The organism is Alteromonas sp. MB-3u-76, assembly GCF_002831605.1.
GTDB classification, from domain to species: Bacteria; Pseudomonadota; Gammaproteobacteria; order Enterobacterales; family Alteromonadaceae; genus Alteromonas; species Alteromonas hispanica.
In genome coordinates, this window is the sequence record NZ_CP025115.1 from 3,787,427 (window position 1) to 3,800,318 (window position 12,892).

The following is a 12,892-nucleotide window of genomic DNA, read 5'->3' on the forward strand; positions in this document are numbered from 1 at the left end:
ACCTTTTTCACAAAAAACCTTTTCGTATTTATCATAACCGACCGCTTCCTTTATCACTTGCGGTAGTTTTTGGCTGCGTTGTGGGCTTAGGAGGGAAATTATTGAGCTGACGCCACAGTTCATAACCCAATCGCACTTCTTCTAATAAAATCCATGCTCTTACCTGACTCCCCAAGCGGGCTGAGCTTTCGGCAGGCCAAGCAATATCATCCTCATCGGGCTTTATCCATACCTGAAAATCGCCGGTTGTGCTCGCTACTGGCTCTACGTAAACAACTTCACCACCGAAGGTGCCTATAGCTGCACCCGGCCAGCCACTAAACTGAAAGACCGGCCAGCCATCAAATTGAATACGCGCTTTAGCCCCGGGCGTTACTAAGGGAGCATCTAGCCCTCTTACCGTGACACGCACACTTCGCTTGGCATCTGCGGGAATAAACTGCCCTAAAATGTCGCCCGACTTTACAAAGGTAGAAACCCCACCTGACAACAGCCTAACAACCGTACCATCAACCGGAGCCACTTTTGTCTGCGTTGACTGTCTTGATAAGGTCATACTTACATCGTTGATTTCTGTTATCGATGCCGCTGCTTTTGCTCTAAGCTCTTCCACTTTTATCTGCGCGTTCTCTACCTCTTTTCGAGATACCAGCCCCTGCTTTTCAAGGCTGATTTGCCGTCTTAAATTATTTTCTGCATTTCTAACCGCAGTCTCATTCGCTTGATTTTTCAAGTTTGCGGCGGCTAATTGCGACTCTAATTTTTCTAAGCGCTGAGCGTCTATGTCGATAAGCGTCACAATAGGTTCGCCAGCTTTTACCTGCTGCCCTTCTCTCACGTGCCATTTTTTCACTTGGCCATCAACCAAGGCATTAATAGGCTGCATGCGATCTTCGGGGTCGAGAGAATCTACCATTCCAGTGCCATACGCCGTTTGGATCCAAGGCGTAAAGTACAAAATAAAACAAGAGGCGATGATCAAAAAGCCTATAATACCGCACACCACTTTGTGCAGCTTAGGTACACGCATAGCGGGCAGCGACTTCATGTTGTCTAAAAAACGGCTTTCAGTATTGTTCATTTAGCAGCCCTCCTTGCCTTGATGTTCTGAAGAATGACCACTTGCTGCGTTTTGGCTACTCTGCTCGTAAATTGTTATCTCTACATCATCATGTAGGTGCAGCAAACCTGTTGCGCACTGAGACAAAGGCGTGTTAGTAAAATACAGTACCGTAAAATCGTGGTCTTTCAGTCTTTCGAGCAAACGTATTCTTAAATCTGGCGGAATAGCATCAAAGTGCTGGTTCAAAATAAGAATTTGAGGTTTGGCAATAATAGCGGCAGCTAGCTTTAATAATAAAAACTCTAGTGGTTGCAGCGGCGCACCAAGCACAGACACTTGGGTTTGTAAGCCCTCTGGCAATGCATCAATTATCGAGACTAACTCAACCTCTTCTAAAGCCTTGCGAATATCAGCTTGAGTTGCTTTTGGCTGAGCGAGTTTCAAGTAACGCTCAATCGAAACTTCAATAATAAGCGAGCGATCGAGAATAGTGACGGCCTGTCTAAGCTCGTGAATATCGTAATCATTCAAACTCAGGTTATCTATTGTAATCTCACCCGTGCGCACTGGTTCGTAGCGCTTTAATAAACCAAGAAGCTCTCGCTGCACCCAGCTTTTGTCTGTAGTAACAAAGTATTGTGAGCCAGGCTCCAAAGTAACGTCTATATTGCAATGATCATTACCATATTTGAGTTGGAGCTTGTTAAACACCAGCTTCGAAGACTCTGGAATATGTTCCGCATCTGAATGCATCGACTCTTGGGGAATAGACAAAGCATTGCCCAGCTTTTCAGCCGCACCGTATAGCTCGTAATACAACTTCAGATATTGAGTGAAACGAGATAGCCCTAAGAAAACCGACGACATAACTAACTCTGCAGCCACCAGCTGGCCAATGGACAACTGCCCTTGCACAACCAACACGCCGCCAATACCTAGTAAAGACGCACTCGCTACTGCATAAAGTAGTAAAAACATCACCACTTGAGAAAAGGTGTAATGAAAGTGATTTTTATGCTTTTGAATATAGTTGCTGATCAAGGCTTCGGTGCTCTTGCCAGCATATTCGACATGATCTGCCGACTTGAAAAACTCGTGAGCACTGGCGATATCGTGCAGCCATTTTGCAGAGTTATATTTGGCTGTAGAAAGTTCGATAGCCGTGCGCTTTGCTCCGCGCCCCCAAATTTTCCACACCGCATACATGACAAGGATAAGAATAACGTTAAACGCTAATAAGGTAGGATGATAAAACGAGACCAGCGTAAAGCCCACCAGCATTTGTAGCACTAGCGCAAAACCATCGACCATGAGTGAGGGAATGTTTTTCTGCAGAATCATGATGTCGAAATAACGCTGCGTAATGCTGATATTTTGACGGCCTTCGAAATAGCTATGCGGCGCCATTATTGTGCGAAGACCTAAATCTGAGGTTAAGCGGGCATACACTTTTCGCTCGTAGTATTCCATTATTCGGGTGCGCAAGGCACTGAACACCCCAGAGGTAAATAAGGTGAGAAACAATACTATGGCCAATATAACCACGGCTCGCGTAGAGCCAATGTTTGCGATGCTGTTTATTAATGTTTGGACCGCAATAGGTACTGCTAGTGTTAACAAGCCAATTGCAATGCCGTAGGCAATAGCCACAGAAAAGAAGCTAGCTTCAGGCTTTAACAACGAAAACAGCGTTTTACGCGTTTGACGCAGATTAATTACTTTTCCCATAATAGTATCTTCAATATACCCGCAAGCTCATTTTTTATAGTGTAATTTAATATTTAATAAGATTAAATCTGTTATATTCTTCTAACTTCATCGGCAAAACCTTAGTTGTATAACTAATTATTACAACTAACGCTTAGCGTTCCCAAAAAGCGGTTTATATGCACCATTTAAATTATCATCATCTTTACTATTTCTATCTAGTCGCGCGGGAAGGCAGTATTGCGAAAGCAGCAAAACTTCTCCATGTCACCCCTCAAACAGTAAGTGGGCAGCTAAGTACGTTCGAAAACCAGTTAGGCTATTCCCTATTCGATAGAATAAACAAGCGCCTGTATCTGAACGCTAAGGGAAAATTGAGCTATCAGTATGCCAGTGAAATATTTCACAAAGGCAACCAACTCGCTGAAATTCTCAATACAAACGACGAAGTCAATACGAAAGAGTTCGTCATAGGTATTACTAATGGCGTACCAAAGGTGCTCTTTTTTGACTTTGTACACCATACCATGCGCCAGTTTGCGAATGTAAAGTATGTCATAAAAGAAGATAGCTTTGATGTATTATTAAAAGAATTAGCGATTAATGCGGTAGATTTTATAATGGCGGATAGAGGTATAGCGCCGGGAACACAGGTAAACGCAAACAGCTATTTCCTTGGAGAAAGTTCGTTAAGCTTTTTTGCTAAACAGCCACTTGCTAATAATCAGCGTTTCCCAGAATGCTTAAACCACATGCCGCTATTAATGCAAGGTAACACTTCAGGTATAAGGCATGCGCTAACCAGCTGGCTCGAAGCAGAGCAACTTTATCCAAAAATTGTGGCCGAGTTCGATGATAGTGCACTATTAAAGCTATTTGGCAGTGAAAATTTTGGTGTATTTTGTGCGCCTTCAGCAATAGCTGATCATGTAGAAGCGCAATACAACGTACACTGCATTGGTAAAGCAGATAGTTTGAGCGAGCGCTACTATGCGATAACAGGCAAAAGCCGAGCAGAGTACACGCTAAGTGAGCATATTGTAGAAACGGCAAGAGGCCTGTTCACTCGCTAATGTGGTTTACTTAAGCACGCGGTGTTAGGCCGTGAATTTAGCTTCTAGCCTTTGCACTTTTCAATGCAGAGCTCAACTTGCGCTTCACCATAGCGGTCATCGAGTGATTTGTGCGCTTCTTCACTTACTTTTGCCCAGTCGAAACGCCCGCGCCCAATATACGCATGCTCAGCAAGTGCCTCAACAGCCTCGAAACACCCACCTTCCACCATTTGTTCTACTATCATTGAAGTTATCCTGCTCTTCAAACCGGCTTTTTAAATCATAAACGAATAATATCCTATTCACCGTATAACAGCCTTTGAACTTGGGTATCGCGCTATCACAATTTGTATGTTGGTCGATAACATTGCCTACAACGACTTGCTGGTGAACTACCCAGCGACATCGCTTCTGATCACTGGGCTTCCACAGTCTAGCTTTGAGCTAAGCTGCTTCTCTTTTCTCAGATCCACAATCCAACTTCGATAGCTCGAAGACTTTCATTTTAATGGAATATTTCTGCTGAGATATAGGCTTTAAAACCTTTGCGACGATTCCCGCCGCAATTAAATCTAATTCACCTGTTCGAGCTATACTTTTAGCTGCTGAGAGGTCGCGGTTTTGATATGTTCCGCAAGACAAGCAGGTGAAATATCTATCGTTCAATGATAATACATGACGCTGACCGCATTCTGAGCAAATCCCAGTGGATTTTTCAAAGCGACCAATTTCGTGATAGAGCTTACCCTCAAGCTCGGCCTTATATTTTGAAAGCTGAGTGATTAACCCCATCACATTATCAACAACCATGCTGCCATTGAACTTTTGCATCGCTGCTACATTCAGATCTTCAAAACACGCTATATCAGTTTCATTGATTATCTGTCGTGATACTTTGTGCGCAAAGTCGAGTCTTTGCCTTGAGATTTTGCCGTGCAATTTATTGATGCGTTGTTTTGTTTTTTGCCAGCGATTTGAACCTTTGGTTCGGCGAGCAAGCTGGCGTTGCAATTGATTTAATTTCTCTTTTGAGTGTTTTAAAAATTTAGGGTTGTCGGCCACAAAACCGTTAGAACCTACCACCGTTTGTTTTGAGTTGATGTCAAAGCCAGTGAGCGTTTCCAATACTTGTTTAGCGGTTTTACACTCAACTTCCTGAGTGATACTGCACTCCCATTTTCCGTGACGATACTGGACAGTCACTGTTTTAATATTACTGACCAACTCACGATGCAAAACGATTGGCACTTTGCCAACTTTTGGGATGCTAATAGCACCATCTTCGATTCGAATGCAATTGGAGTTATTGACAGCTCGGAACGAGTCATTGTGAAGCTTCTTTTTCTTGTAGGATATTTTATGCTTTGGAAACCGCTGCAAACGACCTTTTGAAAACGCATTCTTCATCGCCGTTTCTAAGTCACGAGCGACTTGCTGGCCTGCCGCTGAATCAAACGCTTTAATCCACTCAAATTCCTCGAATGGCTTTATTTCCTTAAGGAGAGAAGCCATGTCTTTGTAAAACAGGAATGTTTTATCGTATTCATATCGACGCCTATTTTCAGACAACAACAGATTCCAAATGCCACGCGCTGTAGCGCCAAACTCAATGAGTTTAGCTTCTTGAACTGTCGTAGGATTTAGCCTGTAATTGTATCTGAGCGTCCTTTTCATATACTGTATAGACTACTGTATAAGAACGGATTGTCAAGATGGAATATGAGACTAAATCTCACTATAAATATCTAATAGCACTTCATTTAATTCTGGTAGTTAGATACAGAAAACCTTTACTAAATGGAAGACTAGATGAGTTTGTTAAGAAAACAGTTTTCGATGTTTCTCTATCTTCTGACTTTAGGATCGAAGAGGTTGAGATAGACAAGGATCACATTCATATGCTGATTACAATCAGCACTCGATATTCAGTAGGTCAGCACGCAAGGAGGATTAAGCAAGTTACAACAATTAAAATCTGGAAATCATTTCCTTATCTCAAAAACCAATTTTGGAAAGAGAGAACATTTGGGTCTGATGGATACTTTGTGTGTTCTGTAGGAAATGCAAGTGCAGCTTTCCACTGTCGCATGGTAAACCTTATTCGGCAAGCAATAGCTCTAAGGCCAAGGTAGTGGAATGATAGCACGCTTCTGGTTTCGGTATTCGCTTGGAATTGGCGATGTTTGTTCGAAGAAACAAGCACCATACCCAGTAATATAGCAACCAGTGACGCTAATGTTGTCAGCAATATCAATATTGTAAGACGTTGCTTTTTAATACTTTTATTTTGTTCATAGCCAAGCCCGAACTTGGTGCTTTTCATGTCCCTAAACCCTTCTTCAATTTGCATTCGCTGTCGATAAATACCGACCACTTGTTTTGATAACTGCCGATGAGAAGAGAGCGATGTTGCCAATAGCCAAGGATCTTTTGCACCCTGAGCATGTTTTTTTGAATGTCCTGAGCGCTTGAGCGAACCATCAGTGTTACGAGCGTGACGGCCTTTTCTTTTTTGTTTAAATAAAACAAGCGTGCAGGCAAAAGGATTGCTTCTGACTATCTGGCTATTATCAAAACGCTTTGGTCTGCACGTGGCTTGAGCGTAAAGCTGATGAATACATTGCCACGTGTGTCCAGAGTCAGACGAGTAATAATGCGGCCGACGCACGCGACCGACAATATCCCACCCTAACGCCATCACCTCCCTGAACCACGGTGATTTATACCCAGCATCTGTAACGATAATGGAATGGCATTGTGAAGGTAATACTGCTCGCAGAGCATGCAAAAACGCTCTTTGCGTCGCTTGCTTTTCTCTGGTTTTATTACAATGGACTTCTTGGTAAAGCGTGATGGGCCTGCCTTTAAGAGAAATAGCGGCACGTAACAGAAAGTGACCGTTATGCTCATCAAGATCTGACCAATCTACGGAAATAACAGGCCGCAAAATATGACTACATAACAACTGGCATGTAGCTGCATAGATAGTTGGCGTTTCATGTAATAAGTTTGTATTGGAAAGTAATCGGTCGGCTCGCTTAATCCGGTGCTTTTCAAAGGCTTTATTATTGATGCCTCGACCTATGCTCGTGACAGTTGCGGCATTTCCGTTAAGCAAACTTTTAACACATGCGGTAAGCGCTTTTTGTCGCGACATATGCATTTTAAAGCTGACAAGCGAGATGACTTTGTTCACAATAGATAGGGCATTCATGGCGTTTAACCTTCATTTGTTTTTGGCGAAAGATCTGATCACCAAACGTCATGAATGTTCCCTTTATTTTTTATCTTACTGAGTTTTAGTCATTATTTGTGGGGATACCTCAGGGTCAGATCCACATTAGCCTTTTGCTTGCCAATGTCTCTTCAACTCCTAAGCTAATGAACTTGTGACTGTCTCTTTAAGTTTGGCCTTGTTAAACGCGTATATTGTGAACGCAAAGCTCCTGGTGTAAAATCGCACCACACCCCGTAGACTGGAAACTATTTATGCCTAGACAAAGTATTTCACTTACAGAAAAAAATGATGCTTGGTTAAAGTACCATGTGGAAGACGCCAAAGAATATGCTAGTAAAAGTGAATTGGTAAATGAACTCATTCGCAAGGCACGACGTAACGAGACAATTAACCAAAAGCTAATTGAAGCAGAAAACTCAGGGTTTGTAGAACAAACGAAAGAGGAAATACTAAGCGATTTCAAAAAAGACCTGAATTCTAAGTAAGTGTCTAGTGGCTAAATATAAGCTTTCTAGCAACGCCAAAGAAGACTTAAGACGGATCTATATTTACGGATTCGAAAGCTTCGGTGAAAAACAAGCCGACCTTTATTACGCAGGCTTTTTTGAGGCATTCGAACGCATATCAGACAATCCCCTTGCATACCCAACAATAGATAGCATTCGTTTAGGTTATCGTCGTTGCCCATGTGGCTCAGACTCTATTTACTTCAGAATCAATGACAATATTGTAGAAATTATGGCCATATTAGGAGGTCAAGACGCAGACTTGTGGCTTTAAATTCCTTTATCCATGCGTCTTATCGAGGTATTCTCCAACCAAATTTTCTATAGGGCATAACAGTGAAAAACGTGACAATTTTAGACGGTGGCATGGGCCAAGAATTGATTAAGCGCACTTCTAGAAAGCTAACGCCTTTATGGTCTGCCGATGTCATGCTGCACGAGCCAAACCTTGTGCGTGATGTGCACGCGGAATTTATAAATAATGGCGCTGAGGTTATAACCTTAAATACTTACACCGCTACTCCACAGCGTCTAACTCGCGATGGTTCTATTGAGCTACTTAAGCCATTACACGGGGCCGCGATAAAAGCTGCACAAGAAGCTATTACGACATCTGGTAAAGCTGAAACAAAAATAGCAGCATGCTTGCCTCCACTTGTGGCGAGTTATCACCCTGATGACTCCATGCCCTTTGAGGAAGCGCTGCGCTCATATCAGCAGCTGGTAGAGTTACAAAGCGATGCTGCGGACATATTTTTATGCGAAACAATGTCGTCAATAAAAGAAGCAAAAGCCGCCTGTACCGCCGCAAAAGAAGCGGGGAAGCCGATATGGATAGCATTTTCAGTAAGCGATACTGAGCCAGCCCTTCTGCGCGGCGGCGAACGCATAGCTGATGCAGTTAGAGAGTTAAGCCTATTAGAGCCGCAAATGATTTTGCTCAACTGCAGTCGGCCTGAAGCCATCAACGCTGCGCTTAATGAAATTCACTCGTTGTTAGTAGAGCGTGATATTGCCTTTGGCGTTTACGCTAACGGGTTTAAAGCGGTTGATGAACTGTACCCCGGAGACACAGTAGAGAACTTAGCGCAGAGAAAAGATTTATCGCCAGAGAAATACGCTGAATACGCTCTAGCATGGGCACAAAAAGGCGCAAGTGTTATAGGTGGATGTTGTGAAATCAGCCCTCTGCATATCAAGGCCTTGAGCGAACAGCTAAAAAAATAGAAGGGGGGCGGCCACATATGACTCAGTTTATTAATCCCCTTTTTAAGTAAAAGCAGATTTGAGCTAACCTCTATTATTTTTGAATAAGCAATTGCTACCGCCCCTTTTTTAAACTACTATTTAGCTAAGTCTAGCTAAGTTTCATTGAGGTAGCGTATGCAAACGAACATGCACGAAGCAAAGAGTAAGCTGTCCCAACTTGTTGAATTGGCAGTTTCAGGCGAAGAGGTGGTCATTGCAAAGTCAGGTAAGCCAGCGGTAAAACTAGTGCCTTTCAAAGACCAAAAAGTGAGGGTGTTTGGACAATTCAAAGGGCGAGTTATTGCATCTGACGACTTTGACTCAAAAGACGTTAATGACGATATAGCAAACACGTTTGGTATGTAATGAAGAGAATTTTATTAGATACGCATGCTTTGATCTGGTGGATGTGTGGTGATAAAAAGCTTGGCCATGATGCAAAAGAGCAAATTGCTACAGTTGAAAACACTATTTATGTTAGCGCTGCCACCGTTTGGGAAATGTCGATTAAACAACAAATGGGCAAACTTACAGTACCAGACGATATAGAGTCGCTTATCGAAGAGTTAGGTTTTAATGCATTGCCTATCAGTTTATTTCACGGTCAACAAGCAGGCAGATTACCCATGCATCACAGAGATCCGTTTGATCGCATGTTAATCGCCCAAGCCCAGGCAGAGGGATTGCAAATATTAACGAAAGACGAATATTTCCCTGATTACGGTATAAGATTAATCGACGCCAGTAAGTGATAAAAAGAGGGTCAGAACCGAATTAACGCATTAATGCGGTTCTGACCCCATTTTATTTCTAGTCGGCGTTGAAGAGGTCGCGGCTGTATACTTTTTCAAGCACGTCTTCGATATCTGTAGTTACACGGTTGGCAACTATCACATCAGACTCTTTCTTAAACGCTTCTAAGTCGTTTACTACGCGAGAGCGGAAGAACTCATCTTCAGTAAGTACCGGCTCGTAAACTATAACCTCAATGCCTTTAGCTTTAATACGCTTCATAATGCCCTGAATGGCACTTGCACGGAAGTTATCAGAACCCGACTTCATGATAAGGCGGTAAATACCAACAATTTTTGGATTGCGGCTTACGATAGAGTCGGCGATAAAATCTTTGCGCGTGCGGTTAGCATCTACAATAGCCTGAATCATGTTGTTTGGCACTTCGCTGTAGTTAGCTAACAGCTGCTTTGTGTCTTTTGGAAGGCAATAGCCACCGTAACCAAAACTGGGGTTGTTGTAGTGCCCGCCAATGCGAGGGTCTAAACTCACGCCTTCAATTATCTGTTTGGTATCTAGTCCAGCACGCTCTGCATAGCTGTCTAGCTCGTTGAAGTAAGCAACGCGCATAGCTAAATAAGTATTAGCAAAAAGCTTAATCGCTTCTGCTTCAGTGCTGTCGGTAAACAGTACATCTATGCCTTCTTTGATTGCGCCCTGCTCTAGCAACTTAGCGAATATTTCAGCTCGTTCGGTGCGCTCGCCCACAATAATACGGCTAGGATGTAAGTTGTCGTAAAGGGCTTTACCTTCGCGAAGGAATTCAGGTGAGAAAATAATATTGTCACTACCGTGGCGCGCTTTAGCCTCTCGGGTAAACCCAACTGGTACTGTAGATTTAATTACCATCACTGCTTTTGGGTTAACCGCCAACACGCTTTTAATTACTGCATCAACGCTGCTGGTGTTGAAGTAGTTGGTTTGCGTATCATAATCGGTAGGCGTGGCAATAATCACATAATCCGCATCGCGATAAGCTACTTCAGCATCTAGCGTTGCTTCTAAATCAAGCTCTTTGGTGCTCAAGTATTCCGATATCTCTTTATCTTCAATAGGAGATTTTCGGTTATTCAGCATCTCTACTTTTTCAGGTACTAAGTCAATAGCCTTTACTTCATTGTGCTGGGCTAACAAAACGGCATTTGATAAGCCCACATATCCTGTTCCTGCTACTGCTATTTTGTACTTTTTCATTGTTTGTTCCATTTACTAAGCTTATTCCGAAATTTTCATTTTTCTAAAACACCCAAGCGAACACGCTCGCTGACATATTTTAGAGTATTCTCGATTCATACCACTTTAACCACTGAATACACATTGAAAGTAAAGTTAACCCTAAAAGTTTATATAAACTACCCTACCTCACGTTAGCTTAAAACTCTTCTTTCGTCTTCACCGAAAAGTTCTCGCGCCTCAGCGTCAGGTTTGGGCTATACGCAGGGTCATGCTCAATGTAGCTGCTCCACTTATCTTTTAAATAAGCCAACTCTCTATTAAAGCGCGCGGCTTTTTCTGGTGCGTGATCAAGCCCTCTGCTCACCGACTCATGATGGTACAATTCGGCCTCGGCGCAATACACATTTCTTACACCTTTTTCTTTTACTCGCAAACAAAAGTCAACATCGTTAAAGGCCACCGTAAGTTCTGTTTCATTAAGCCCGCCCACATCTTCGAATAACGACTTTTTCACTAACAAGCAAGCCGCGGTTACCGCTGAATAATTCTGCGTAGCAATTAAGCGCTTCATATAACCCGGATGATACCGCGGGAAATATTTGTGTGCATGCCCTGCACCAGCACCGTACCCAAGCACCACACCGGCATGCTGAATTCTGCCGTCTGAATACAAAAGCTTTGCTCCTACACAACCTATATCTTCTCGCTGTGCGTGGCCCACCATGCTCGTTAACCAATCGGGCCTAATCACTTCAATGTCGTTATTAATTAACCCTACCACCTCGCTACTTTCACTTACGTGTTGTACACCAAAATTATTAATAGCTGAATAATTAAACACCCCAGGATAATTCAAAACACGCACTTTAGGATGTTTATTCAGTTCTTCAAAATAAGCCAGGCTCGCCGGTTCGTCAGAACCATTATCAATGAGCAGTATTTCAAAATTTTGATAGGTAGTTTTTTCTAATATAGATTCTATACAAGCTTCAACCAGTTCCTTGCCATTTTTAGTAGGGATAATTAGGGACACTAGCGGTTGAGCGCTACACAGCCATTGAACATGATTAATACCTTGCTCTTCATTGTAAGCTATGGTCGACTTGGTATGTTTTTCTAACAACGCTCTAATATCATCAAGCTCTGTGCAACAGCCGTCTTTGTCGGAATCTCTGTGTACCAATGTAAAAGGCACGTGTTCGATGACACTGTTTGGTGCTTTAAGCCACATCTCTGTAACAAGTCCAGCAACAGTAGATGCAAAAACGTCAATACTATGAAGAAGAGAATTAAGCACCATCACCCCAGTAGATACATACGCGGTGGAAAGTTGTAACTCGGGGTTCCAATCGGGCAAAAAATGAGGAGAAACTCGCTGCTGCTTCGCATTTATAAAGTCAGTGTCGCAATAGACTAAAGACGCATCAGAAGTAACCTTTAACTTCGTTCGCTGTAACATAAGTTTCAGAGCTGCAGGAACTAGCCTATCGCCACTGTTGATAAAAAATGTGTATCCGAGTTCTGGCCCTACTTTTTTCAATTTCTCTAAAGCAGCTTGAAGATTTGAGAAGCGGGTTATTTGGTCATCAGTCTGCTTCGACGACACCACATAGATCACTGAGGGATCTATGCCTGCAGAAATTAAACTTTCAAAAGTTCGACTTAGGCGATGTTCACCAATAACTATCGCTCTAATGTTTTTGATGTCTGACGATGAAACCCCTTCATTTTCTATCTTTTTCTCTTGATACTTCAAAAAGGTGTTATACAACGCGGCACTTTTCTTTTTAGAAGGAAAACCGTAAAACAACCCTGAACGTTGTAGTGAACGGCTGTAAAACTCGGTCAGTTTATGATTAGTCTTTAGCTTATTCCGAACCGCTTTGGGTACTAATCCTATCGCACCTTTAACAGTTAACATGGCTAACTTTTTCATACTACTAACATGACCCTTAAAAAATAAAAAACCGCAGTTATTTGCGGCCTTATAGAATACCATACTTCGTTTCGTTCGGAACTAGCGGCACTTCAGCGTATTATGCCTGTATTTTTGAGACTCCCCTCGATCAAAAGGGTAGTTGCTAGTTAGCCAATAGTTGACTAAACC

Annotated in this window: 13 protein-coding genes and 1 pseudogene; 7 read left to right on the plus strand and 7 right to left on the minus strand. The window is 42.6% G+C overall.

The genetic code is table 11. The features are described 5' to 3' along the window. Positions 1-31: 31 nt before the first annotated feature. The gene (locus CW735_RS16810; protein ID WP_071980700.1) at positions 32-1,081 is read right to left on the minus strand and encodes an HlyD family secretion protein; all 1,050 of its coding nucleotides are present in this window, start codon (positions 1,079-1,081) and stop codon (positions 32-34) included. Continuing rightward, positions 1,082-2,791 carry an ABC transporter transmembrane domain-containing protein gene (locus CW735_RS16815; protein WP_100972976.1) on the minus strand — a complete coding sequence of 570 codons (1,710 nt, stop codon included), beginning with the start codon at positions 2,789-2,791 and terminating at the stop codon, positions 1,082-1,084. A 158-nt stretch (positions 2,792-2,949) separates the two neighbouring features. Here CW735_RS16815 and CW735_RS16820 point away from each other — a divergent pair, with 158 nt between their 5' ends. After that, positions 2,950-3,843: a LysR family transcriptional regulator gene (locus CW735_RS16820; protein ID WP_100972977.1), complete on the plus strand. Its 894-nt coding sequence runs from the start codon at positions 2,950-2,952 to the stop codon at positions 3,841-3,843. A 44-nt stretch (positions 3,844-3,887) separates the two neighbouring features. On the opposite strand, the gene CW735_RS16825 is transcribed toward CW735_RS16820, so the two are convergent. Continuing rightward, entirely contained in the window at positions 3,888-4,070 is a 183-nt protein-coding gene (locus CW735_RS16825) for a hypothetical protein (protein ID WP_100972978.1), read from the minus strand. 199 nt (positions 4,071-4,269) lie between these two features. Then, the gene (locus CW735_RS16830) at positions 4,270-5,499 is read right to left on the minus strand and encodes an RNA-guided endonuclease InsQ/TnpB family protein (protein ID WP_100972979.1); all 1,230 of its coding nucleotides are present in this window, start codon (positions 5,497-5,499) and stop codon (positions 4,270-4,272) included. Positions 5,500-5,537: 38 nt separating this feature from the next. On the opposite strand from CW735_RS16830, the pseudogene tnpA reads away from it, so the two are divergent. Continuing rightward, positions 5,538-5,837 (plus strand): annotated as a pseudogene (gene tnpA, locus CW735_RS16835) (IS200/IS605 family transposase); the annotation flags it as partial. Here tnpA and CW735_RS16840 read toward each other — a convergent pair. Beyond that, positions 5,816-7,039: an IS4 family transposase gene (locus CW735_RS16840; RefSeq protein WP_232368312.1), complete on the minus strand. Its 1,224-nt coding sequence runs from the start codon at positions 7,037-7,039 to the stop codon at positions 5,816-5,818. The pseudogene tnpA and the gene CW735_RS16840 overlap by 22 nt on opposite strands. 275 nt (positions 7,040-7,314) lie before the next feature. Between CW735_RS16840 and CW735_RS16845 the strand changes: the two genes are divergently transcribed. The 5 genes from CW735_RS16845 (at position 7,315) to CW735_RS16865 (ending at position 9,569) form a co-directional block, all read left to right on the plus strand. Then, positions 7,315-7,548, plus strand: a complete 234-nt coding sequence (locus CW735_RS16845; RefSeq protein ID WP_100972981.1) for a ribbon-helix-helix domain-containing protein — start codon at positions 7,315-7,317, stop codon at positions 7,546-7,548. A 7-nt stretch (positions 7,549-7,555) separates the two neighbouring features. Next, a complete protein-coding gene (locus tag CW735_RS16850; protein ID WP_100972982.1) occupies positions 7,556-7,843 on the plus strand; it encodes a type II toxin-antitoxin system RelE/ParE family toxin in 288 nt (95 codons plus the stop codon). Positions 7,844-7,905: 62 nt separating this feature from the next. Further along, positions 7,906-8,796 carry a homocysteine S-methyltransferase family protein gene (locus CW735_RS16855; RefSeq protein ID WP_100972983.1) on the plus strand — a complete coding sequence of 297 codons (891 nt, stop codon included), beginning with the start codon at positions 7,906-7,908 and terminating at the stop codon, positions 8,794-8,796. Positions 8,797-8,952: 156 nt separating this feature from the next. Then, on the plus strand, positions 8,953-9,183 hold the full coding sequence (locus CW735_RS16860) for a type II toxin-antitoxin system Phd/YefM family antitoxin (protein ID WP_100972984.1): 231 nt from the start codon (positions 8,953-8,955) through the stop codon (positions 9,181-9,183). Then, positions 9,183-9,569 carry a type II toxin-antitoxin system VapC family toxin gene (locus tag CW735_RS16865; protein WP_100972985.1) on the plus strand — a complete coding sequence of 129 codons (387 nt, stop codon included), beginning with the start codon at positions 9,183-9,185 and terminating at the stop codon, positions 9,567-9,569. The genes CW735_RS16860 and CW735_RS16865 overlap by 1 nt, the downstream gene beginning before the upstream one ends. A gap of 58 nt (positions 9,570-9,627) precedes the next feature. Here CW735_RS16865 and CW735_RS16870 read toward each other — a convergent pair whose 3' ends face one another. Beyond that, a complete protein-coding gene (locus CW735_RS16870) occupies positions 9,628-10,815 on the minus strand; it encodes a nucleotide sugar dehydrogenase (protein WP_100972986.1) in 1,188 nt (395 codons plus the stop codon). 166 nt (positions 10,816-10,981) lie between these two features. Then, positions 10,982-12,721: a glycosyltransferase family 2 protein gene (locus CW735_RS16875; protein WP_100973298.1), complete on the minus strand. Its 1,740-nt coding sequence runs from the start codon at positions 12,719-12,721 to the stop codon at positions 10,982-10,984. Positions 12,722-12,892 lie beyond the last annotated feature (171 nt).

Excerpts from the sequence above, each read along its gene's own strand:
- CW735_RS16810 (WP_071980700.1), bottom strand. The coding sequence starts at position 1,081 with ATGAACAATACTGAAAGCCGTTTTTTAGACAACATGAAGTCGCTGCCC.
- CW735_RS16815 (WP_100972976.1), bottom strand. The coding sequence starts at position 2,791 with ATGGGAAAAGTAATTAATCTGCGTCAAACGCGTAAAACGCTGTTTTCG.
- CW735_RS16820 (WP_100972977.1), top strand. The coding sequence starts at position 2,950 with ATGCACCATTTAAATTATCATCATCTTTACTATTTCTATCTAGTCGCG.
- CW735_RS16825 (WP_100972978.1), bottom strand. The coding sequence starts at position 4,070 with ATGATAGTAGAACAAATGGTGGAAGGTGGGTGTTTCGAGGCTGTTGAG.
- CW735_RS16830 (WP_100972979.1), bottom strand. The coding sequence starts at position 5,499 with ATGAAAAGGACGCTCAGATACAATTACAGGCTAAATCCTACGACAGTT.
- CW735_RS16840 (WP_232368312.1), bottom strand. The coding sequence starts at position 7,039 with ATGAATGCCCTATCTATTGTGAACAAAGTCATCTCGCTTGTCAGCTTT.
- CW735_RS16845 (WP_100972981.1), top strand. The coding sequence starts at position 7,315 with ATGCCTAGACAAAGTATTTCACTTACAGAAAAAAATGATGCTTGGTTA.
- CW735_RS16860 (WP_100972984.1), top strand. The coding sequence starts at position 8,953 with ATGCAAACGAACATGCACGAAGCAAAGAGTAAGCTGTCCCAACTTGTT.
- CW735_RS16865 (WP_100972985.1), top strand. The coding sequence starts at position 9,183 with ATGAAGAGAATTTTATTAGATACGCATGCTTTGATCTGGTGGATGTGT.
- CW735_RS16870 (WP_100972986.1), bottom strand. The coding sequence starts at position 10,815 with ATGGAACAAACAATGAAAAAGTACAAAATAGCAGTAGCAGGAACAGGA.
- CW735_RS16875 (WP_100973298.1), bottom strand. The coding sequence starts at position 12,721 with ATGAAAAAGTTAGCCATGTTAACTGTTAAAGGTGCGATAGGATTAGTA.